Origin of the sequence: Pseudomonas sp. Marseille-Q5117, from assembly GCF_946901175.1 — a bacterium.
Lineage (GTDB): Bacteria > Pseudomonadota > Gammaproteobacteria > Pseudomonadales > Pseudomonadaceae > Aquipseudomonas > Aquipseudomonas iranensis.
In genome coordinates this window covers 227641-250230 of the sequence record NZ_CAMPPP010000005.1, presented here as the reverse complement: position 1 = coordinate 250230, position 22590 = coordinate 227641, and the positions used below count along the sequence as shown (strand labels likewise).

19 protein-coding genes are annotated in these 22590 nt (G+C 58.8%); 9 read left to right on the top strand and 10 right to left on the bottom strand.

The window, feature by feature from the left end:
• The first annotated feature begins 74 nt into the window (after positions 1 to 74).
• On the top strand, positions 75 to 638 hold the full coding sequence (gene ahpC, locus OC605_RS11180; protein WP_016774916.1) for an alkyl hydroperoxide reductase subunit C: 564 nt from the start codon (positions 75 to 77) through the stop codon (positions 636 to 638).
• Positions 639 to 762: 124 nt separating this feature from the next.
• Positions 763 to 2325: an alkyl hydroperoxide reductase subunit F gene (gene ahpF / locus OC605_RS11175; protein ID WP_262137109.1), complete on the top strand. Its 1563-nt coding sequence runs from the start codon at positions 763 to 765 to the stop codon at positions 2323 to 2325.
• Positions 2326 to 2578: 253 nt separating this feature from the next.
• On the opposite strand, the gene gloA is transcribed toward ahpF, so the two are convergent.
• Positions 2579 to 3100, bottom strand: coding sequence for a lactoylglutathione lyase (gloA, locus tag OC605_RS11170; protein WP_186569116.1), 522 nt, complete (start codon positions 3098 to 3100; stop codon positions 2579 to 2581).
• Positions 3101 to 3238: 138 nt separating this feature from the next.
• Between gloA and OC605_RS11165 the strand changes: the two genes are divergently transcribed.
• Entirely contained in the window at positions 3239 to 3757 is a 519-nt protein-coding gene (locus tag OC605_RS11165; RefSeq protein WP_262137106.1) for a DUF4946 domain-containing protein, read from the top strand.
• A gap of 215 nt (positions 3758 to 3972) precedes the next feature.
• Here the strand turns inward: OC605_RS11165 and OC605_RS11160 are convergent, their stop codons facing one another.
• Complete coding sequence (locus OC605_RS11160; protein ID WP_016774912.1) at positions 3973 to 4338, bottom strand: histone-like nucleoid-structuring protein, MvaT/MvaU family; 366 nt, start codon at positions 4336 to 4338, stop codon at positions 3973 to 3975.
• Between the two features lie 227 nt (positions 4339 to 4565).
• Complete coding sequence (locus OC605_RS11155) at positions 4566 to 6101, bottom strand: EAL domain-containing protein (RefSeq protein WP_262137104.1); 1536 nt, start codon at positions 6099 to 6101, stop codon at positions 4566 to 4568.
• 351 nt (positions 6102 to 6452) lie between these two features.
• On the opposite strand from OC605_RS11155, the gene hppD reads away from it, so the two are divergent.
• Positions 6453 to 7529, top strand: a complete 1077-nt coding sequence (gene hppD / locus OC605_RS11150; RefSeq protein WP_016774910.1) for a 4-hydroxyphenylpyruvate dioxygenase — start codon at positions 6453 to 6455, stop codon at positions 7527 to 7529.
• A 173-nt stretch (positions 7530 to 7702) separates the two neighbouring features.
• Here hppD and rarD read toward each other — a convergent pair whose 3' ends face one another.
• Positions 7703 to 8584, bottom strand: coding sequence for an EamA family transporter RarD (gene rarD / locus OC605_RS11145; RefSeq protein ID WP_122506800.1), 882 nt, complete (start codon positions 8582 to 8584; stop codon positions 7703 to 7705).
• Positions 8585 to 8870: 286 nt separating this feature from the next.
• A complete protein-coding gene (locus OC605_RS11140) occupies positions 8871 to 10181 on the bottom strand; it encodes an MFS transporter (RefSeq protein ID WP_262137103.1) in 1311 nt (436 codons plus the stop codon).
• A gap of 171 nt (positions 10182 to 10352) precedes the next feature.
• Here OC605_RS11140 and OC605_RS11135 point away from each other — a divergent pair, with 171 nt between their 5' ends.
• The 4 genes from OC605_RS11135 (at position 10353) to OC605_RS11120 (ending at position 15985) form a co-directional block, all read left to right on the top strand.
• On the top strand, positions 10353 to 11471 hold the full coding sequence (locus OC605_RS11135) for a sugar diacid recognition domain-containing protein (RefSeq protein WP_262137101.1): 1119 nt from the start codon (positions 10353 to 10355) through the stop codon (positions 11469 to 11471).
• Between the two features lie 215 nt (positions 11472 to 11686).
• On the top strand, positions 11687 to 12826 hold the full coding sequence (locus tag OC605_RS11130; RefSeq protein ID WP_262137100.1) for a glycerate kinase: 1140 nt from the start codon (positions 11687 to 11689) through the stop codon (positions 12824 to 12826).
• Positions 12827 to 13130: 304 nt separating this feature from the next.
• A complete protein-coding gene (locus OC605_RS11125; RefSeq protein ID WP_262137098.1) occupies positions 13131 to 14756 on the top strand; it encodes a methyl-accepting chemotaxis protein in 1626 nt (541 codons plus the stop codon).
• A 41-nt stretch (positions 14757 to 14797) separates the two neighbouring features.
• A complete protein-coding gene (locus OC605_RS11120) occupies positions 14798 to 15985 on the top strand; it encodes a pyridoxal phosphate-dependent aminotransferase (RefSeq protein WP_262137096.1) in 1188 nt (395 codons plus the stop codon).
• 143 nt (positions 15986 to 16128) lie between these two features.
• Here OC605_RS11120 and OC605_RS11115 read toward each other — a convergent pair whose 3' ends face one another.
• The 5 genes from OC605_RS11115 to OC605_RS11095 all read right to left on the bottom strand — a co-directional run bounded on the left by OC605_RS11115 (position 16129) and on the right by OC605_RS11095 (position 21442).
• The gene (locus tag OC605_RS11115; RefSeq protein WP_262137095.1) at positions 16129 to 17097 is read right to left on the bottom strand and encodes a 2-hydroxyacid dehydrogenase; all 969 of its coding nucleotides are present in this window, start codon (positions 17095 to 17097) and stop codon (positions 16129 to 16131) included.
• A 14-nt stretch (positions 17098 to 17111) separates the two neighbouring features.
• Positions 17112 to 18410 carry an MFS transporter gene (locus OC605_RS11110; RefSeq protein ID WP_016774902.1) on the bottom strand — a complete coding sequence of 433 codons (1299 nt, stop codon included), beginning with the start codon at positions 18408 to 18410 and terminating at the stop codon, positions 17112 to 17114.
• Between the two features lie 57 nt (positions 18411 to 18467).
• Positions 18468 to 19487: a sugar kinase gene (locus OC605_RS11105; RefSeq protein WP_262137093.1), complete on the bottom strand. Its 1020-nt coding sequence runs from the start codon at positions 19485 to 19487 to the stop codon at positions 18468 to 18470.
• Complete coding sequence (locus OC605_RS11100) at positions 19480 to 20262, bottom strand: sugar phosphate isomerase/epimerase family protein (protein WP_262137091.1); 783 nt, start codon at positions 20260 to 20262, stop codon at positions 19480 to 19482. The genes OC605_RS11105 and OC605_RS11100 overlap by 8 nt, the downstream gene beginning before the upstream one ends.
• A 151-nt stretch (positions 20263 to 20413) precedes the next feature.
• Entirely contained in the window at positions 20414 to 21442 is a 1029-nt protein-coding gene (locus OC605_RS11095) for a LacI family DNA-binding transcriptional regulator (protein WP_316044655.1), read from the bottom strand.
• A 245-nt stretch (positions 21443 to 21687) separates the two neighbouring features.
• Here OC605_RS11095 and OC605_RS11090 point away from each other — a divergent pair, with 245 nt between their 5' ends.
• Complete coding sequence (locus OC605_RS11090; RefSeq protein WP_262137090.1) at positions 21688 to 22506, top strand: hypothetical protein; 819 nt, start codon at positions 21688 to 21690, stop codon at positions 22504 to 22506.
• The last annotated feature ends 84 nt before the right edge of the window (positions 22507 to 22590 follow it).

The window sequence follows — 22590 nt, the reverse complement described above, 5'->3', positions numbered from 1 at the left end:
GCCAATGAGCCTTCCGTCGAGTGAGTGGGTAGGATTCACCCATCAACTTCATAACCCCTGACGGAGAGTCATCGATGCCTATCATCAACAGCCAAGTAAAACCGTTCAAAGCTACCGCGTTCAAAAACGGCGACTTCGTTCAAGTCTCGGATGCTGACTTGAAAGGCAAGTGGTCCGTAGTGTTCTTCTACCCAGCCGACTTCACCTTCGTGTGCCCAACCGAGCTGGAAGACCTGGCTGACAACTACGCTGAGTTCAAGAAGCTGGGCGTGGAAATCTACAGCGTTTCGACCGACACCCACTTTGCTCACGCTGCCTGGCACAACACTTCGCCAGCCATCGGCAAAATCGAATACACCATGATCGGCGACCCGACCCACGTCATCTCGCGCAACTTCGACGTGCTGATCGAAGAAGCTGGTCTGGCTGACCGTGGCACCTTCGTGATCAACCCTGAAGGCCAGATCAAAATCGTTGAACTGAACGATGGCGGCGTTGGCCGTGACGCTTCCGAGCTGCTGCGCAAAATCAAGGCTGCTCAGTACGTCGCTGCACACCCAGGCGAAGTTTGCCCGGCCAAGTGGAAAGAAGGCGAGGCCACTCTGGCTCCGTCGCTGGACCTGGTCGGCAAGATCTAAGTCTGTGACATGCAACGCAGGGCGGCACGCCGCACCTTCTTAAGTTAGCTGCACCGCCCAATAAAAATGCCCGGGCGAGATTCGCTCGGGCTTTTTTTCGCCTCAAATAAAGGAAATCGCCCGTATGTTGGACGCCAATCTTAAAGCCCAGTTGAAATCGTACCTGGAACGGGTCACCCAACCGATCGAGATCGTTGCATCCCTCGACGACGGTGCGAAATCCCGTGAAATGTTGGACCTGCTGAAAGACGTTGCCAGTCTTTCGAGCCAGATTACCTTGATCGACAGCGGTGACGATGCCCGCAAGCCATCGTTCTCGATCAACCGCCCCGGAGCCGACATCAGCCTGCGTTTTGCCGGCATCCCGATGGGCCACGAATTCACCTCGCTGGTGCTGGCGCTGCTGCAAGTCGGCGGCCACCCATCGAAAGCCAGTGCTGAAGTGATAGAGCAGATTCGCTCGCTCAAAGGCGAATTCACCTTCGAGACTTACTTCTCGCTGTCTTGCCAGAACTGCCCGGACGTCGTCCAGGCGCTGAACCTGATGGCCGTGCTCAACCCGAACATTCGCCACGTCGCCATCGACGGCGCGCTGTTCCAGGACGAAGTCAACGATCGCAAGATCATGGCCGTGCCGAGCATCTACCTCAACGGTGAAAACTTCGGCCAAGGCCGCATGGGCCTGGAGGAAATCCTCGCCAAACTGGACACCGGCGCCATCGTCCGTCAGGCCGAGAAGATCAGCGCCAAAGAAGCCTTTGACGTGCTGGTCGTCGGCGGTGGCCCGGCCGGTGCTTCGGCGGCTATTTATGCCGCACGTAAAGGCATCCGCACCGGTGTCGCGGCTGAGCGTTTCGGCGGTCAGGTGCTCGATACCATGGCCATCGAGAACTTCATTTCCGTGCAGGAAACCGAAGGGCCGAAACTGGCCACGGCGCTGGAAGAACACGTCAAGCAGTACGACGTCGACATCATGAACCTGCAACGCGCCGACAAGCTGATCCCGGGCAAGAATGGCGAGTTGCACGAAGTCCACTTCGCCAATGGCGCAACTCTGAAAGCCAAAAGCGTAATCCTGGCGACCGGCGCACGCTGGCGCGAAATGAACGTTCCGGGCGAGCAGGAATACCGCAACAAAGGCGTGGCGTACTGCCCGCACTGCGACGGCCCGTTGTTCAAAGGCAAGCGCGTGGCGGTGATCGGCGGCGGTAACTCCGGCGTTGAAGCGGCCATCGATCTGGCCGGTATCGTGTCGCACGTAACGTTGCTGGAATTCGACGTGCAACTGCGTGCCGATGCCGTGCTGCAACGCAAGCTGCACAGCCTGCCGAACGTCACCGTGATCACCAGTGCGCAAACCACTGAAGTCACCGGCAATGGCGAGAAGGTCAACGGTCTGCGTTACAAGGATCGCACCACAGATGAGCTGCGTACGGTTGAGCTGGAAGGCATCTTCGTGCAGATCGGTCTGCTGCCGAACACCGATTGGCTGAAGGGCACCATCGAGCTGTCGCCGCGTGGCGAGATCATTGTCGATAATCGTGGCGAGACTTCGATCTCGGGGATCTTCGCAGCGGGTGACGTGACGACTGTGCCGTACAAGCAGATCGTGATCGCAGTGGGCGAGGGCGCCAAGGCTTCGCTGAGTGCGTTCGATCACTTGATCCGGACTTCGGCCCCGGCGTAACTGCCAGGTCGAAAACGAAAAAACCCATGAGCGATCCTGGGTTTTTTTATTGCGCGTGGAAAGCCACCCCTCACCCCAGCCCTCTCCCGAGGGAGAGGGAGCCGACCGAGGTGTCTGAAGTCATCCATCGACCTGAGAGAGCCGGTCGATTATGGATTCACCGCCAATCGTTCAAGTCGGCGTAATTCTCCAACATCCCGCAATCAGTCCCCTCTCCCTCTGGGAGAGGGCTAGGGTGAGGGGCTTTCAGCTTTTACAGCGGCGCAGGCTGAATGATTTCAACCCAGTAACCATCCGGATCCTTGATAAATGCCAGGCTCTTCATCCGGCCATCGGTCAGACGCTTCTGGAAATCGCAACCCAGCTCTTCAAACCGTGCACACGCAGCGACGATATCCGGCACTGAGATGCAGATGTGGCCGAAACCGCGGGGGTCGGTGTTGCCGTTGTGATAAGAGAAGTCGGCATCGTTTTCGGTGCCGTGGTTGTGGGTCAGTTCGAGAATGCCCGGGATCGATTTCATCCATTCGGTACGCGCAGCGTCGTCGGCCGGGATCTGTGATTTATCGACCAGCGCGAGGAAGTACAGGCTGAACTCGGCTTCCGGGAAATCACGCTTCTCGACCAGCGAGAAACCCAGTACGCGGGTGTAGAAATCCAGCGACTTGGTGATGTCCTTCACGCGCAGCATGGTGTGGTTGAACACGAAGTTGCGGGTTGCGCTGTCTGGCGCGGCAGTCACGCCGGGGAAAGTGTTCAGTTCGTTGAGGCTCATGGGCCCTCCAATAACAAATGGGCGAGTGAATGGGCGCAATGATACGCATGCCGGCCGGCATCGCCAAATGCAAGGCGGGCTTGCCCTGCGCGAAGGCGGGGCTCAGACTTTGCTTTCTATCCATGAGTGCGTCCGGCAATGATCCGACTGTTGAAATCCGTGTTTGTTTTTTTTGCTTTGTCGTCAGCTGTGGTTTTCCCCGCGATGGCCGAACCAGGTATCACTTGGCCGACGGGCTGGGAGGTTGAAGCATTGCCGGACACCGCGCCGCCAGTCTCGCGGCAGCGGGCGGTGAAGCTCGATGCTGATGGCAATCAGGTGATGGTGATGGAGTTGACGATGACGCAAGTGGAGGCGGGGCATCAGGTCAATTTGCAAGGCGTGCTGCTGGAGATGCGCAAATCGATCCAGAAAGATTTCTTCCGCAGTGGTTATCAGAGCGTCTGCAACAGAATTCATCCGGCTGCGCTCGGCTCATTGTCCGGGCTGGAGACGACCTGCACGGTCACCGAGAACGGTCGACACGTATTATCACAAACGTTGGTGGCAGCTGTGGAAACAGACAAGGCTTACGTACTTTCATATGCCGGACAGGCCGAGGTTTATAAGGCGAGCGTCGACGATATAGAAGCGGCGCGCAAAAGCCTGAAATTATAAACGTTCGTACTAACTCGCAGCAGTCCGCTTACCGGAAAGGATTAAGCACATAGTTTGATCAAGCGCTTGAGGTAACATCGCGCAGCAAAATGTTTAGCCTGATGATTCAGAAGCGTTACACAAATTTCCAACTTGTTCGATGAAAATCATTTCATTTGTTAGATATTGTCAATAAAAAAGCCCTGCATCAGGCAGGGCTTTTTGTTGGCGTCAGATTAACCGCGCAACCATGAATCCACGGTGGCTGCACCGTACTGCTCTTTCCAGGCTTTCAGACCGCGATGGTTGCCGCCCTTGGTTTCGATCAGCTCGCCAGTGTGCGGGTTCTGATAAACCTTGACCACGCGGGCGCGGCGGGTCTTGGGCGCTGCGGACTGCTGGAGACCGGACTTTGCCGGGTTTGGATCAAGGATGGCGATGATGTCTTTCAGGCCTTTGCCGTAGGTTTTCATCAGTCCCTGGAGCTTTTCTTCGAATTCGATTTCTTTCTTCAGCCCGGCATCGTTCTTCAGCGATTCCAGCTGTTTGAGCTGTTCCTGAAGGGCCTTTTCAGCTGCGCGAAATTCAGCGAGTCTGGACAATATCTTTACTCCAATAGTGTGTTTGGCTGATACCAACCGCAAACAAAGCTATAAGCCAAGAGCCTGGAAGCGACTCGGTGATAATTGGCTCACCTGCCAGTCTGGCTCAGGTTGAAAAAATTGTAGTAGTTAATGCGACAAGAGTAAATCCTGATGTTGTCGTCATGTAACAACAATGACTTTTTGTATCAATTTGGTGCGGTTGTTCGGCGGGCAGTGTCGGCGATTTAATGATGAGTTAATGCTTCGAGGAAATCAGCGCCAGGCATCGGTCTACCGTACAAATAGCCCTGCAAAAAGTTAACGTTATGCTCGGTCAGGTAATCAGCCTGGGCCTGAGTTTCGACACCTTCGGCAACAATGCCCAAGTCCAGTTTGGCCGACAGTTCAATGATGGAGTCGAGAATATGCCTCGATAACGCGTCTACGCCGATCATGGCCACGAAGCTCTGATCGATCTTTAGAAAGTCGACGTTGAAGGTGCGCAGATAACCAAGGCTCGAGTGCCCGGTACCAAAATCGTCGATCGCGATTTTTACTCCCAGTGCATGCAATAGCTCAAACAGCTGAAGCGTGATGTCGTTCGGCTCGATCAGTTCGCGCTCCGTCAATTCCAGTACCAGTTCGACGCTGCCGGGCGCAAATGCCGCCAGGAGGTCACGACAATCCTCGACCAGCTCCAGATCCTGGCAGTGGCTGGCGCTGATGTTGATGCCGATATGGAAAGGCTTGGCGAAGTTCACAGAGTGCGGTCCCAGCAGGGCCGCAGTCTGTTGCATCAGCGAGCGGGTCATCGGCACGATCAGACCTGAGTGCTCGGCAAATGGAATGAACAGATCCGGGCGTACCAGCCCCTCTTTCGGGTGATTCCAGCGCATCAGCACTTCAGCGCCCGACCACTGCTTGCTGTCGCCGTGAACCACGGGCTGGAAGTACGGAATGAATTCCCCGGCCTCGAGTGCGCGCATCATTTCGTGGCTGGGCGAGGTCGATCGCTTCTGAACGAAGTGGCCAATGGCACCGGAGATTGCACCGAAGAAAATCAACAGACTGAACAGCGGAGGATATTCAGCCGCCATGTAACGCCGGACTTCGCCCTGGGGGAAACCCGCCGATACTTTGAAGCCGTAACGCTCGGATTCCAGCAGGCTGTGCGCGACCGGCGGGGCAGGCAGTGATCCCTGATGAACTTTGCCGTCGGCGGACAGCCAGTTATCGCCCACTTGCAACGTCAGTAATGTCTGGCGGCCGATCAGGCGCAGGATGTTGCTCAAGTGATAGCCATCCAGTGTGGTCAGTGCGCCACCGCGACCGTCGCTGAGACGGTAGATCAACAATGCCGTATCAGGCGTCACCGGATTGCCGTTCATCAACCACAGTTTGCCTTGATGATAGTCCCCGGCATTGACGGCTTCCTGGAACGCCCCGAAGAGTGAGCTGCAGTAGAGATTGTTGTCCCAGACCAGATTGGTTGAGCGCACGAAGGGGCGGCGGGTCACTTGTTCGCGCAGGGCCAGTTTCACCTCTTCGCAATTTTTCCCGGCAAGCGGCAGCAGGACCCGAGCGGCTTCTGCCGTGTTATCGAGCATCCGATCGAACTGTCGCAGCGCTTGTTCGGCCGTTTCCTCGGCACTTTGCTGCAGTGTGCGTTCTGCCTGCATATAAAGAATCCCACTGCCCAGTACGATCGGCAGCAGACCGCTGAGCACAGTCACGACGATGCGGGTCCTGCGTTTGCGGCGGGGTCTGCGGGTCAGCGGCATGGACACATCCTGTGGAGTCGAAGTCCGGCCCGATAAACAATTGAGCCAGAGGGGAGAATAGATCGCAGATGGCTCTTGCGCCGTACGAAAAAAAGCGGATTTTATACAGAGGGCAGACAGGTCTCGTTACGCTGTGTAGAATCGATTTACGCATACAATAATAATCGTCTTCTGGCAGCAGAAGCCTCGCCCGCAAGAGCCTTGGGTCGACAATGAAGATATTCGGGTTCCAACTGATCTACGGAGACTTCCTCGCGCGCAGCGTGCGTGGCATCTCCTGTGCGCCTCCCTCTACATCACTTTCCTGACAAATAACCCTGGTTAATTGATAAGAAATGATGAGGCGTCACCATGGCAGATTTATACGAAAACCCAATGGGCCTGATGGGCTTTGAGTTCATCGAGTTCGCAGCGCCGACCCCTGGCACGCTGGAGCCGATCTTCGAGATCATGGGCTTTACCAAAGTCGCGACCCACCGTTCCAAGAACGTGCACCTCTATCGTCAGGGCGCGATCAACCTGATCCTCAATAACGAACCCAACAGCGTCGCCTCGTACTTCGCCGCCGAACACGGCCCGTCCGTTTGCGGCATGGCGTTTCGCGTCAAGGATTCGCAGAAAGCCTATTCCCGCGCACTCGAACTCGGCGCTCAGCCGATCCACATCGAAACCGGTCCGATGGAGCTGAACCTGCCGGCGATCAAAGGCATCGGTGGCGCGCCGCTGTATCTGATCGACCGTTTCGGCGAAGGCAGCTCGATCTACGACATCGACTTCGTGTTTATCGAAGGTGTTGATCGCAACCCGGTTGGCGCCGGCCTGAAGATCATCGATCACCTGACCCACAACGTTTATCGCGGTCGCATGGCCTACTGGGCGAACTTCTACGAGAAGCTGTTCAACTTCCGTGAAATCCGTTACTTCGACATCAAAGGCGAGTACACCGGGCTGACTTCGAAAGCCATGACCGCACCGGATGGCATGATCCGCATCCCGCTCAACGAAGAGTCGTCCAAGGGCGCGGGGCAGATCGAAGAGTTTCTGATGCAGTTCAACGGCGAGGGCATCCAGCACGTTGCGTTCCTCACCGACGACCTGATCAAGACCTGGGATCAGCTGAAGAAAATCGGCATGCGCTTCATGACCGCGCCGCCGGATACCTACTACGAAATGCTTGAAGGTCGCCTGCCGAACCACGGCGAGCCGGTCGATCAGTTGCAGTCGCGCGGCATCCTGCTCGACGGTGCCTCGGAGCAGGGCGACAAGCGTCTGCTGTTGCAGATCTTCTCGGAAACCCTGATGGGGCCGGTGTTCTTCGAATTCATCCAGCGCAAGGGTGACGACGGTTTCGGCGAGGGCAACTTCAAGGCTCTGTTCGAATCGATCGAGCGTGACCAGGTGCGTCGTGGTGTGTTGACCACCGAGTAATCTCAAATGAAAAAATCCCGGCCTGCAGAGATGCAGGGCCGGGATTTTTTTGCTTCATACAAAACCTGTGGGAGCGAGCCTGCTCGCGAATGCGGACTTTCATTCAACAGTCATGTTGACTGGTCTGACGACTTCGCGAGCAGGCTCGCTCCCACATTTGTCTTGTGTTGGATTCAAGAGCGGCGTTGGCGCGTCAAGTGTTTGAAGCCCTCGAACACCAGCACCACAACCGCCAGCCAGATCGGGATGTAAGTCAGCCACTCGCCCGACTTGATGCTTTCCCCCAACAACAACGCCACCGCAAGCAACAACACCGGTTCAACATAGCTCAACAAACCAAACAGACTGAACGGCAGCAAGCGGCTGGCGATGATGTACACCACCAGCGCGGACGCACTGATCAGGCCGAGCAGCGGAATCAGCCACATCAGTCCTGGATATTGATCGAACACGGCCAGGCCCTGTTCGCCGCCCTGCACAAACCAGTAAGCGACCGGCAGCATCAGGGTCATGTCGACCCACAGGCCACCCAGGTTGTCGGTTTTCAGGTATTTGCGCAGTACGAAGTACAGCGGATAACCGACCACTACCACCAGCGTCGCCCAAGAAAAACCACCCACCTGATACAACTCGTTCAACACGCCGAGGCTGGCGAAGAATACGGCGATTTTCTGCAGGTAAGACAAGCTCTCGCCATAGGCAATCCGCCCGGTCAGCACCATCGCCAGTGGCAACAAGAAATAACCCAGCGATACATCCAGGCTGTAGTCATTGAGCGGTGCCCACATGAACAGCCACAGCTGAACCCCGAGCAGCGCGGAAGACACCAGCAGCCCGGCGATCAGCTTCGGCCTGGCTGCGATCAATCGGAACAGCTCCAGCACCCGCCGCCATTCCCCGGAAACCAGCATGAACACGGTCATGCACGGCACGGTCAGAAGCATGCGCCAGCCGAAGATTTCCACGCCGCTCAGCGGCGTCAGCAGCGACGTGTAGTAATACATGACGGCAAACAGCACCGAGGCTGAAACCGATAGAGCGATACCTTTAGACAAACTGTTCTCGCGACGTGATGGTTGAACGGGGCGCGCAGGATACGTGGTTTTTGTGTTGAATATTGAGCGGATGCTCATTATTTCCCACATCCAGGAGCCACAAATCCTGTGGCAGCGAGCCTGCTCGCGAAGCGGCCGGCAGATTCAGCATAGATGTTGCGTCGGCTGGCGTTATGCATGATTGCAGCGCTTAAACGCAAAAAGATCGCAACCTTCGGCAGTTCCTACAGGGAACGCATTCCACAGTAGCTGCCGAAGGCTGCGATCTTTTGATCTGCGCTTCTGATTAAGGCCGCAACGTCCGCGTCATCCGCAACGCCAATAGACTCCCGCCGACGATCACCGCCGCCAGCACGTACAACGCCGCATCCGTCGAACCAGTGCTGTCCTTGACCCAACCCACCAAGTACGGGCTGAGGAACCCGGCCATCTGCCCCATCGAGTTGATCAACGCCAGACCACCAGCCGCCGCGCCCGCGCTCAGCATGGCGGTCGGCACCGGCCAGAACATCGGCAGGCCAGTCAGTGCGCCCATGGTCGCGATGGTCAGGCCGAGAATCGCAATCGCCGGATTGGCCGCAAAGTTCACTGCGATCACCAGCCCGATCGCGCCCATCAGCATCGGCACCACCAAGTGCCAGCGGCGCTCCTTGCGCAAGTCCGCCGAGCGGCCGACGACCAGCATGAACACCGCCGCGAGCAGGTACGGAATCGCACTCAGCCAGCCGATCACCAGGTTATCGCTGAAGCCGAGGTTCTTGATGATCGACGGCAGCCAGAAGTTGATCGCGTACACGCCGCTCTGGATGCAGAAATAGATCAGGCCGAAGGCCCAGATCGCAGGATTCTTGAACACCGCAAGCAGTGAGTCGGTGGCGGTTTTCGGTTTGTTGGCGAGGTCTTCGGCGTGGTCGGCTTCGAGCACCGAACGTTCGTGGGCGGTCAGCCATTTGGCGTTGGCAAAGCTGTCGCTCAACAGGAAATACGCCAGTGCGCCGAGGAACACGGTCGGAATGCCTTGCAGCAGGAACATCCACTGCCAACCGGCCAGGCCGCCTTGACCGGCGGCGAAGTGGTTGAGGATCCAGCCGGAAAACGGGCTGCCAAGCAAACCGGAGACGGGGATCGCCGACATGAACAACGCCATGATCCGGCCACGGCGGAAGGTCGGGAACCACTGCGAGAGATACAGCACGACGCCCGGGAAGAAACCCGCCTCAGCCGCACCGGTGAAAAAGCGCAGGGTGTAGAACTCGGTCGGGGTGGTGACGAACAACAGGCAGGTCGACAGCGTGCCCCAGGTGATCATCATCAAGGCAATCCAGCGCCGAGGACCGAAGCGGGTCAATGCCAGGTTGCTCGGCACGCCGCACAGCACGTAACCGATGAAGAAGATGCCGGCGCCGAGGCCATATACGGTTTCGCTGAATTTCAGTGCGTCGAGCATCTGCAGTTTGGCGAAGCCAACGTTGACCCGGTCGAGGTAGTTGAACAGGTAGCAGATGAAAATGAAGGGAATCAAACGCAGGGTGATGCGTTTGTAGACGGCGTTTTTACCGTCGTCGATGGTCTGGGTAGCTGCGGCGCTCTGCGACATAGCGGCTCTCTCTTTATTATGATTTTTTGCGATGCAAAGGGTAACGTTGATCGCCCTGAGAGTCTCGGCCACCTTTGGCCGGATTGTCTTTGTGCCTGAGCACAGGGTTTGCCGCCAGACCCTGTGCGGCTGAACAACCGCTAGTGCCTGAAATGAAGGATTGCCGCCGCTATGTTCGAACTCGATCACGATCTTGCCCAAGACATCGTCGACCGGGCCATGGCCATTTTGCCGTACAACGTCAATGTCATGGACAGTCAGGGCCTGATCCTCGGCAGCGGTGAACCGGAGCGCATCAACACCCGGCATGAAGGCGCGCAACTGGTGCTGGCCAACGGGCGCGTGGTGGAAATCGATGCGCAGACGGCGGTGCACCTCAAAGGCGTGCAACCGGGGATCAACCTGCCGCTGCTGCTCGATCAGCGCTTGATCGGCGTGCTCGGCATCACTGGCGAGCCGGAGCAATTGCGCACCTACGCCGAGCTGGTGCGCATGACCGCCGAAATGCTCGTAGGCCAGCGCAATCAGCAGGCCGAGCAGCAATGGCGACGGCAGCGTTGCGATGATCTGCTGGCGTTGCTGTTGAGCGAGGCGGGGGATTCGCCGCGCCTGATCGATGAGGCGCAGCAGCTTGGGCTCAAGCCGCAAATGACGCGGGTGCCGTATCTGTTTGAACTGGGGCTTGAGCACGGCCCGGGGCAAACCGTCGAGGCATTGAGTGCGTGGCTGACCTCGCGTTATCCCGACAGTTGGTGTGTGAGTTCGGCGAAGTCTTCGCTGTTGTGGTGTCGCCCGGCGAGCCAGAACGTCGAGCACGATCGCCTGCTGGAAAAACTCGATGGCCTCGGCTGGAAGATTCTGCGCATCGCCGTCGGCGGGCAGGCGGATGGCCTGGCCGGGTTGCGCCGCTGTTATCGACGGGTCGGCGATCTGCTGGCGTATGGTCGTGACGTGCTGCCGAATTCGAGACTGCTGACGCTCAATCGTTATCGCTTGCCGGTCATGCTGTGGCGTCACCGCAACGATGATGCGCTGGACGAATTGCTCAAGCCGCTGCGCAAGGTCATCGCCAAGGACAGCAACGGCCAGCTATTGGCGACCCTGCGCAGTTGGTGCGAGCACGACGGGCAGAGCCAGGCCTGTGCCGAAGCGCTGGGCATTCATCGCAACAGCCTGCGCTATCGCATGGAACGGATTGCCGAGTTGAGCGGGGTTGATCCGTTGAAGCTGGACGGGATGCTGGCGTTGTATCTGGGGGTGCAGCTGTTGCCGCAGACTGATCCGAATTGATCGGTGTATTTCGGGGCCCCTTCGCGAGCAGGCTCGCTCCCACAGTGGCATGCATTTCAAATGTGGGAGCGAGCCTGCTCGCGAAGAGGCCGGAACATCCAGCGCCAGTCTTTTGTGGAAATGAACAATAAACGCCGACGCCACTTGTGCACCCGACCGGCGTCAAGGCGCATGCCGACTGGCAGCATGAATGCCACTGCAACCGGAGAATTCCCATGAAGATCGTCATCGCCCCCGACTCGTTCAAGGACAGCCTGAGTGCCCAAGGCGTTGCCGAAGCCATTGCCCTCGGACTGGCGCAGGTCTGGCCGCAGGCGACGCTGATCAAATGCCCGATGGCCGATGGCGGCGAAGGCACGGTCGAGTCGATTCTCGCAGCCTGCGAAGGTGAGTTACGCCGCACCCGCGTGCGCGGTCCACTGGACGCGCCGGTCGATGCTGCTTGGGGTTGGCTGCCGCACAACCACACCGCGATCATCGAAATGGCCGAGGCCAGCGGTCTGCAACTGGTCCCGCCGGGACAGCGCGATGCCTGCATCAGCAGCACCTTTGGCACCGGTGAATTGATTCGTGCAGCGCTGGATGCCGGCGCGCAACGAGTGATCCTGGCGATCGGCGGCAGCGCGACCAATGACGGCGGTGCCGGGGCGATGCAGGCATTGGGTGTGAAGTTGCTGAATGCGCAGAATCAGTCGCTGGTACCCGGCGGCCTGGCCTTGGCGCAACTGGCGCGATTGGACCTGAGTGGACTTGATCCACGTCTGGCCGAGGTGCGTTTCGACATCGCCGCCGACGTCAACAATCCGCTCTGCGGCCCCCATGGCGCCTCGGCCATTTTCGGCCCGCAGAAGGGCGCATCGCCCGCGCAGGTTGACCAGCTCGATCGGGCGCTTGGGCGCTTCGCCGAGCTTTGCGCGCAAGCATTGGGCAAGGACGTGCGCGATGAACCGGGCAGCGGCGCGGCGGGTGGTCTGGGGTTTGCCGCCAAGGCTTTTCTCGGCGCGCAGTTTCAGGCGGGCGTCGAGGTGGTGGCGGAACTGGTCGGGCTCGCTGACGCGATCAAAGGTGCGGATCTGGTGATTACTGGAGAAGGGCGCTTCGATGCGCAAACCCTGCGCGGCAAAACACCGTTCGGTGTCGCGCGAGTTGCCAAACAATACGCTGTGCCGGTGATCGTGATTGCCGGGACCTTGGGCGAGGGTTATCAGGAACTCTATCAACACGGCATCGACGCCGCGTTTGCTGTTACCAGCGGGCCGATGACTCTGGAACAAGCCTGCGCCGAAGCCCCGCGCCTGCTGCGTGAACGCGCCACCGATATTGCTCGGGTCTGGCAACTCGCCGCCAAACGCTGAACGGCTTGCCTCTGTAGGAGCTGACGAGTGCAACGAGGCTGCGATCTTTTGATCTTGCTTTTAAAAGTCAAAAGATCGCAGCCTCGTTGCACTCGACAGCTCCTACCAAAGGCAGCGGAGCTGGGTAGATTGTTGTTACGTCCCGAAAAATATTTGCCGCAGACCCGAAACCTTCCTCAAGCCTGGCCGATACAACGGTCAGGCGCACACAAAACCACAATTCAGTGCCGCCGGACTGTCGCCCGCTATGGGCCAGTGCTCACTGCATGGACGCTCGTAGTTTCTTTCTTTCGAGAGTCCGACCATGTCCCTGCGTAACCTGAATATCGCGCCCCGTGCTTTCCTCGGTTTTGCCTTTATCGCCTTGCTGGTGATTGTCCTCGGCGTGTTCGCCGTCAGCCGCATGACGGTCATTCGTCAGGCGTCGGTCGACATGGACACCAACCAGTTGCCAAGCGTGACCCACCTCAGTGTGGTCACGGAAAACGTCCTGCGCATGCGCATTCTCTCGTTCCGCGTGCTGGTCAATCGCGAACCGGCCAGCCTGCAAGAGGCAGAAACCCGCATCGCGGTGCTGGTCGACAAGGTGCGCAAAGCCCAAGCCAGCTACGCTGCGTTGCCGGCAGGCCCTGAAGAACACGCGGTTTTCGAGACATTTTCGACCACGCTCGACAACTATCTGCAAGCGCAGAACCAGATGCTTGAGCTATCGCGCCAGGGCAATCTCGAAGGGCTGCGTGCGTTGATCAACACGCGCATCAAGGAAGGCACCGATCAGATGGGCGAGCAGCTCAACAAGTTGATCGGCATGAATACCGCCGGGGCCAGAGCGGCGGCCACCAAGGCCGGTGAAAACTATGACAGCGCCATCACCGGGATCATCATCGTCGCCGTGATTGCGGCGCTGGCCACCGTGTTGCTCGCCTGGTTGCTGACCCGCAGCATCGTCACGCCGCTCAACCGCGCCGTGCTCGCCGCGCAAACCATTGCCAACGGCGACCTCAGCAAAGCTATTGAAGACGACGGCAAGGATGAACCGGCGCGCCTGCTCGAAGCCTTGGCCGCGATGCAAACCAACCTGCGCAAAACCATCGAGCAGATCGCCGGTTCCGCCACGCAATTGGGCGCCGCTGCCGAAGAACTCAGCGCTGTTACAGAAGAGGCCTCGCGCGGCCTGCAACAACAGAACAACGAAATCGAACAAGCCGCCACTGCCGTCAACGAGATGACCGCTGCGGTGGAAGAGGTGGCGCGCAATGCCGTGTCGACTTCCGAGGCTTCGAATCAGTCGACCCACGCCGCCCGCGAAGGTCGCGATCAGGTGGTGAAAACCGTCGACGCAATCCAGACCATGACTCACGACGTGCAGAACACCGCGCAGATGATCGAAGGCCTCGCCGCGCAGGGTCGTGACATCGGCAAGGTGCTGGACGTGATTCGGGCCATCGCTGAGCAGACCAACTTGCTGGCGCTCAACGCTGCGATTGAAGCCGCGCGTGCCGGCGAGGCTGGCCGTGGTTTTGCCGTGGTGGCTGACGAAGTGCGCGCCTTGGCCCATCGCACCGCGCAGTCGACTCAGGAAATCGAAAAAATGGTCGCCGGCATCCAGAACGGTACCGGAGAAGCGGTTTCGTCGATGCAGCAAAGCAATCAGCGCACCCAGACCACATTGGAAATGGCCCGCGCGGCCGGCGTGGCGCTGGAGCAGATCACGCAATCGATTCACCAGATCAACGAGCGCAACCTGGTTATCGCCAGCGCTTCGGAAGAGCAGGCGCAAGTCTCCCGCGAAGTCGATCGCAACCTGGTCAACATCCGCGACCTCGCCACGCAATCGGCCGCCGGCGCCAACCAGACCAGCGCCGCGACCCACGAACTGTCGCGGCTGGCGGTGGATTTGAACGCCATGGTGGCGCGTTTCGTGATTTGAGATACGGTGAAGGCTGGAAACCGCGCTAACAGGAGACGTACATGCGCTATTCAGCCTTGACCCAACGAATCGCCGGGGAGGGTGCCGCTGCCTGGCAGATTCACGACCGAGCGCTGGAACTGCGCGCCGAGGGCGTAGATGTTTTGTTGTTAAGCGTCGGCGATCCGGATTTCGATACGCCGTTGCCGATCGTCCATGGCGCGATCGATAGCCTGTTGGCCGGCGACACCCATTACGCCGATGTGCGTGGTCGGTTCGAGCTGCGCAGGCTGATTGCCGAGCGTCATCGTCAGCGCAGTGGTCAGCGTGTTGGTCCTGATCAGGTGATTGTCCTGCCCGGCGCGCAATGCGCGGTGTATTCGGTGGCGCAGTGTCTGCTCGATCCGGGCGATGAAGTGATCGTCGCCGAGCCGATGTACGTCACCTACGAAGGCGTGTTTGGCGCTTGCGGTGCCAAGGTAATTGCGGTGCCGGTGCGCCCGGAGAACGGTTTTCGTGTCGACCCCGCCGATGTCGCCGCGCGCATTACCCCGCGAACTCGCGCCATGCTGCTTAACAGCCCGAACAATCCCAGCGGCGCGAGTCTGCCCTTGCTGATCTGGCAGGAACTGGCAGCGCTGTGCATTCGCCATGACCTGTGGCTGATCAGCGATGAGGTGTACAGCGAGCTGTTATATGAAGGCGAGCACATCAGCCCGGCGAGCCTGCCGGGCATGGCCGAGCGCACCGCGACGATCAACAGTCTGTCGAAATCCCATGCGATGACCGGTTGGCGCATCGGCTGGATGATCGGCCCGAAAGCCTTGGCCGAGCATCTGGTGAATCTGTCGCTGAGCATGCTCTTCGGTCTGCCGGATTTCGTACAGAAGGCCGCACAAGTGGCGCTGCAAAGTGATCTGCCGGAAGTCACGCAGATGCGCGAGGAGTATCGCTTGCGCCGCGATCTGGTCTGCGAACGTTTGTACGGTTGCCCTGGGTTGCAGCCGATTTGCCCGGATGGCGGCATGTTCGTGATGGTCGATGTGCGCCAGACCGGCCTTGGCGCTCAGGCGTTTGCCGAGCGCTTGCTGGAAGGTTATGGCGTGTCTGTGCTGGCCGGCGAAGCGTTCGGACCGAGTGCGGCGGGGCACATTCGCATCGGGCTGGTGGTGGATCGGGTCAAACTGGCGGATGCCTGCGCGCGGATTGCGTTGTGTGCGGTGCAGCTGTTGCAGGCGCGCAGTGCCTGAGGGTCTTGCATTGCCTGCCCCGGCGCCTTGCTGATCGTTCCCAGGCTCCGCGTGGGAATGCCTCTAGGGACGCTCCGCGTTCCAGCTTTCGGAAGGGACGCGGAGCGTCCCGGGCTGCATTCCCACGCTGAGCGTGGGAACGATCAGTTTAGAGGATTCACCAGATTCGCCGGCCGCTGTCCATTCAACGCCGCCAACAGATTCTCCACCGCACACCGCGCCATTGCTTCCCGGGTTTCATGGGTCGCCGAGCCCATGTGCGGCGTCGCCACCACATTGCTCAACTGCAACAATGGCGAATCATGATTCAACGGCTCGCGCTCGAACACATCCAGCCCCGCCGCGCGAATGCGCTTGCTGCGCAACGCCTCGATCATCGCCACCTCATCGACCACTTTGCCCCGCGAGATATTGATGAAAATGCTTTCCGGCCGCATCAGCGCAAATTGTTCCGCGCCGATCAAACGTTCGGTCTGCGCCGTCAGAGGCAAAGTCAGGCAAATGAAATCGGCCTGCTGGAGCAACTCTTCGAGGCTGCGATATTGCGCAGCGAACCGCTCCTCGACCGCCGGCTTGCGCGACTGGCTGTGGTAGATCACCGGCATGCCGAAACCGAAATGCCCGCGCTGGGCCAGGGCCTCGCCGATGCGGCCCATGCCGATGATGCCCAGCGTCTTGCCATGCACATCGGTGCCGAAATGCGCCGGGCCGATATTGCGGCTCCACTGCCCGCCACGGACCATGTTCGCCAGTTCGACCACCCGCCGGGCAGCGGCGAGGATCAGGGCAAATCCGGTGTCGGCGGTGGTTTCGGTGAGCACGTCGGGGGGGTTGGTCAGCAGAACCTTGCGCCGATTCAGATACTCGATGTCGTAGTTGTCGACACCCACCGAGACGCTGGCAATCGCCTCCAGCTGCGGCGCCAGATCCAGCAACGCCGCATCCAGTTTCAGGCTGGCGCCGAGCAAACCGTGGGCGCGGGGCAGGGCATCGCGCAACTGCATGAGGCCATCGGCGTCGAGGCTTTCGATCAGCGTTACGTCAAACTGCTCTTGCAAGCGCGCCATCAGCGCGGGCGAAAGTTTCTTGTACAGCAAGACCTGTTTTTTCATGGCAAAAAATCCTTTCAGGAATGCGCCGGTACACGCGGTGTGGCGGCGGCTTTGGCGACGACGCGATCACTGGCGCCGGGCTTGAGGAAAATCGTCAGCACCACCGACAACAGCAACGCGCCGCTCATCAATAAATAGGAAGCGCCGGGCGAGCCGGTGGAGCTGTTCAGATAACCGACCAGATACGAGCCGCCGAACGAGCCGAGCGCGCCCATGCTGTTGATCAGGGCCATGGCGCCACCGGCAACGTTGGCCGGCAGGATCTCGGGAACGATGGCGAAGAACGGCCCGTACGGCGCGTACATGCAGGCGCCGGCAATCACCAGCAGCGTGTACGACCACCAGAAATGTTCGGCGCCCAAGGCATACGAGCCATAAAACGCAATCGAAGCGATCAGCAGCGGCGGCCAGACGAAGCGTTTGCGCTTCTGCAATTTGTCCGAACCCCACGACACCGCGAGCATGCCCAGCACGGCCGCCAGATAGGGCAGCGACGACAGCCAGCCAGCCTCGATCATGTCCATTTGCGCGCCTGCCTTGAGGATCGATGGCAGCCACAAAACGAATCCGTAGACGCCGATGCTCCAGCAGAAAAACTGCAGCGCCAGAATGATCACCTTCGGCGAACGGAACGCCTCGGCGTAGTTCTTCACAGCTTTGATTCCGACCTGCTCTGCGGCGAGGGCGCTTTCCAGATCGTGTTTTTCCTGCTCATTGAGCCACTTCGCCTGGGCCGGACGATCATCGGCCAGACGCCACCAGATAAACGCCCACAACACTGCGGGCAGACCTTCGATGATGAACATCCAGCGCCAGCTGAAATGCTGTACCAGATAACCCGAGACTACCGACATCCACAGCATCGTCACTGGGTTGCCGAGGATCAGAAAAGTGTTGGCTCGCGAGCGTTCGGCACGGGTGAACCAGTGGCAGAGATAGACCAGCATCGCCGGCATCACCGCAGCTTCGACCACGCCGAGCATGAAGCGAATGACGATCAGCCAATAGGCGTTGGACACCACGCCCGTCAGCGTGGCGAGCCCGCCCCAGAGAATCAGGCTGACGAAAATCAGCTTTTTCACGCTGTGTTTCTGCGCGTAGATCGCGCCCGGTACCTGGAAGAAAAAGTACCCAAGAAAGAACAGCGCGCCGAGCAGCGAGGACAGGCCCGGCGTGATCATCAGGTCTTCGGCCATGCCCGACGCGGCGGCGAAGCCGTAGTTGGCGCGATCGAGATAGGCCAGGCTGTAAGTGATGAACACGATCGGCATGATGTACCACCAGCGACGGGTGGCGAGGGTAGCGGTTTTCATCGGTGTGACTCCTGAGCTTGTTGTTTTTGTCGCAGCAGGTTCATTGATTTGCGGTGATCAGGCAGGCCTCTTCGCGAGCAGGCTCGCTCCCACAGGCGATTGCATTCCAAATGTGGGAGCGAGCCTGCTCGCGAAGGCGGATTCAAATTCAACCGATAACTCTTGGCGGGTCGGCAACCCCTCCATGTCGCCACGACTCTGCACCGCGCGACTGCCAATCCAGTTCGCCCGCTGCACCGCCTCGGCAAAACTCTGGTGCTCGAGCAGGGCGCTGATCATCCCCACCGCAAAGCCATCACCGGCGCCCACGGTATCGACCACGCTGCTCACCGGCACGCCAGCGACAAAACCCTGATCGAGGTGCGTGCGGTAATAAGCGCCTTCAGGCCCAAGCTTGATCGCCACCGCTTCGGCACCCTGATCCAGATAAAACGCGGCGATGTCCGCCGGATCATCAAAACCAGTCAGCAAGCGACCTTCGCTTAACCCCGGCAGCACCCAGTGGGCGAGGGCGGCGAGGCGGTTGATCTCGCGGATCATCTCGCCCTCGCTGGCCCACAGGCTCGGGCGCAGATTCGGGTCGAACGACACGCTGCGCCCGGCGTTGCGCATGCGGGTCATCAGTTCGAAGGACATTTCCCGAGTGGAAGCTGACAGCGCCGGCGGAATGCCGGTGGCGTGCAGATGGCGGGCGCTGAGAAGCGACGGCGTGATCGATTGTGTCGACAGATGACTGGCCGCCGAGCCCCGACGGAAATACTCGACCTGCGGATCGCTACCGTCATCGTTGCGCGATTTGAACTGAAAGCCGGTCGGATGGTTTTCGTCGACTTCGACGTGGCTGCAATCCAGACCTTCGTTGATCAACGTATCGACCACAAAGCGCCCGAGCGAATCGTTACCGACCCGGCTCAGCCACGCGACGTTGAAACCCAGCCGCGACAAGCCGATCGCGACGTTGCTGTCCGCTCCGGCAATACGTTTGTGAAACTGCTCGACCTTAGCCAAGTCGCCGGTCTGCTCGGCGACGAGCATTGCCATGGTTTCACCGAAGGAAAGAATATCGATCTCAGACATAAGCTGGCTCCAGACGCGATTGACCGAGGCGGGCGAGGGCGGCGACGTGCTCGCGGGTAAGTTGCACCAGATCATCGCCTTGCAGCGGGTATTCGGCGGCGCGCATAACGCCTTGGTCCATGTGCCGCAGCAGTTGTTCCCACAAATGCAGGTCGCTGATAGCTGGCGGTACGGCGACCAGTTTGCCGTCGGCGCGGCGGGCCACGGCTTTGCAATGCACATAACCGACATGACGCCCCAGCGCGCGGGCGGCGCTGGCGGCCGACTGGTCCTGCCAGTGCCAGTTGCCGATATCGAAAGTCATCTTGATCGGCAGGTTGTGCTGCTCGACGGCGGCGAAGAAACGCTGGAATGGCTCGATGCGCCCGCCGTGCAAGGTCTGGTCGTTCTCTACCAGCAGTTGCACCGGGCTTTGCTTGAGTCGCTCAGCCAGCGCCTGCAAATCAGAGTTGTCAGTGAAATAACCGAGCGAGACCTTCAGCCATTTCGAACCGAATGCCTGAGCCTGTTGCAGCGCGGTAATCAATTCGGGATTCGGCTGTGCTTGCCCGGCCAGCCACAGTTCGGTGGGCGAGGAATAGATACTCTGCAAGCCCTGCGCTTGGGTAGCCTGAGCCAGTTGCGAAGGGTCTTCGCGGGTCAGCAGTTCTTCGCGCCACTCGATGCGATTGGCGCCGGCTGCCGCGAGTACCTCGATAAAAGAATCCTGGCCTCGCTGGCGCACAAGCTCTGCACCGTAGCTGGACAGACTGATGGAAACGGCTGGTTTATTCATTGTTATTGACCTCTGAAACCGGTTTCATTTTTGTTCAAAAAAATATCAGTTGGTTCTGCGGTGTTCTTCTGGGCCCCTTCGCGAGCAGGCTCGCTCCCACAGGTGACCGCATTCCAACTGTGGGAGCGAGCCTGCTCGCGAAAGCGCCCGATCAGTCACTGCCAATCCCCAGGGTCGAACCCCGCTCAATCAGCACCGGCGCAAAATCCACCACCCGCGCCACCTCATCATCCCCGCGTAAGCGCTTGAGCAGACACTCAAATGCCCGCGCGCCTATCTCTTGCGTCGGCTGCGCCAACGCAGTAATCCCACTGCCCACCAACGGATACCAATCCAGATCATCCAGGGCAATCAACCCGACATCCTCGAACAAGCGCACACCGAGTGCGCGCAACGCATGAGTCGCCGCCAGCGCCGCCACGCCATTGGCGCAAAAAAGCGCTTTCGGGCCATCACCGGGTGTGTTTAAAAAGGTTTGAAGTTGCGCGTTCAGATCATCACCGGTTTCCAGCATCGCCCCAGTCAGGGTCGAGCGCTGAGCAATCTGCGCCTGAAAACTGCTGACCCGCTCGATCCGCGAGCTGGTTCCGTCATACGGTTCAGTGACCAGCAAAAGATCGCGATATCCGCGTTGCTCAAGGTGCGTAACCGCCATCTCTACCGCTTGCGAGTTGTTCAACCCGACCATATCGCTGTCGAGCCCGTCGACCTTTCGATCGACCAGCACTAGCGGCATCTCGCGGCGCAGTTCATGCAATTCGTCACGGTGATGGCCCAGGGTATTCACGATCAGCCCTTCGATGTTGTACGAGCGCAACAGCGCCAGATGCTGGCGCTCCTGCTCATCATCGCGGTCGGTGTTGCACACCACCAGGCTGTAGCCGTGCGCACGGCAAGCGGTTTCCACCCCGTGCATCACGGCAATCGAATAAGGGTTACGGATATCGGCGACCAGCATGCCGATCAGGCGAGTGCGCCCGCGTTTCAGACCGCGAGCCATCTGGTTGGGGCGGTAGCCGAGTTCGGCGATGGCTTGTTCGATGCGCAAGGCAATTGCTTCGGAGAGCAGGGGACGGTCATCGCCAATGAAGCGCGACACGCTTGCCTTGGACACGCCCGCCCGCTCGGCGACATCGAGCATGGTCACGCGGCTGCGCTGGGCGGCGGAAAAGTCGTTCACGGGCGTATAGACCTTATTTTTATATCGCGGGGACAGCTCTGAAACCGGTTTCAGTGTTCTCCGAAAAACGAAATATCGTCAAGTGCTCTGATATTCGCCTGCAGTGATCCATCCGATTAATCCGACAGACGGTCATTTGACCTGTCAGATATGACAGTAGGCAAAAGGGAGAATCCGGCGCCTAATCGGGCCAACACAGACTTGATTGTCGTGCACACAGCAGATTATCGCAGAGAGTAGATAACATGGAGCAGAGTAATCAGCTCACCGCGGAGCCTTTTACATTAGATGGCATTAGTTCATCAGACCCGGACGGCCACGTGCCGCCAGATATTTTGATTAACGGTACAAAAGGGAGAATACCGCGCTGGGCAAATTTTCCACAAAAACCGCTTCCAGGAGAAGATGAAGACTACACGGAGCTTTATGTTTGTTGGGAGCAAAGCTCGAAAACAACGGAAATTTTCAACGACAGATATACCTACATCAACGATAAGCCAGAGTTCGAATTCGATCTCACAGCAGAGCATATGATAGAAGACGGTGTTGCCGAAATTTATTATGTGCTTGTGGGAAGGAATGGTAACCCTGATGAATCGCCCACGCGTAAGCTGACAATCGTCCACGCTCTCACCCCCACGCTTCGGCCGCCAGCATTTCCGAATGCAGATCTTTATGGCTATATCAATTGCGACACTGATCCTTGGGTTGGCGAGAAAATACGAGTCCAGATAGTGCCTGAGGCTGCGAATATATTTCAGTACGAGGATGTATGTGTACTCATCTGGCAGGGGTTTGCGACATTGAATGGATCTCTCCCTGTACTCACTCCGCAACATACGTTCAGGGAAATAATTGATGGTGATAAACCTGTTAAAGGGTTTGTTATAGATATTCCGTTTGATCCTTTTATAAGGCCTATGTTTGACAAGCATTCTGCCATCGCCCGATACACGATCCTCCGTCGGGGGGTGCCGATTTATGCATCACATCCCGGTCTGGTGAAAATAGACCGCATTGAACCAGGCTGCCCAGTGCCCTGTGGCGGCGGTCCTTTGAAGTAAATGTTGTAACACAGTCGCAATCAAAGCGGTCTGGCCTCTACATCATGCATGTCGGCGGCAGGAAGTTGCTTGTGTGCGGCTTAG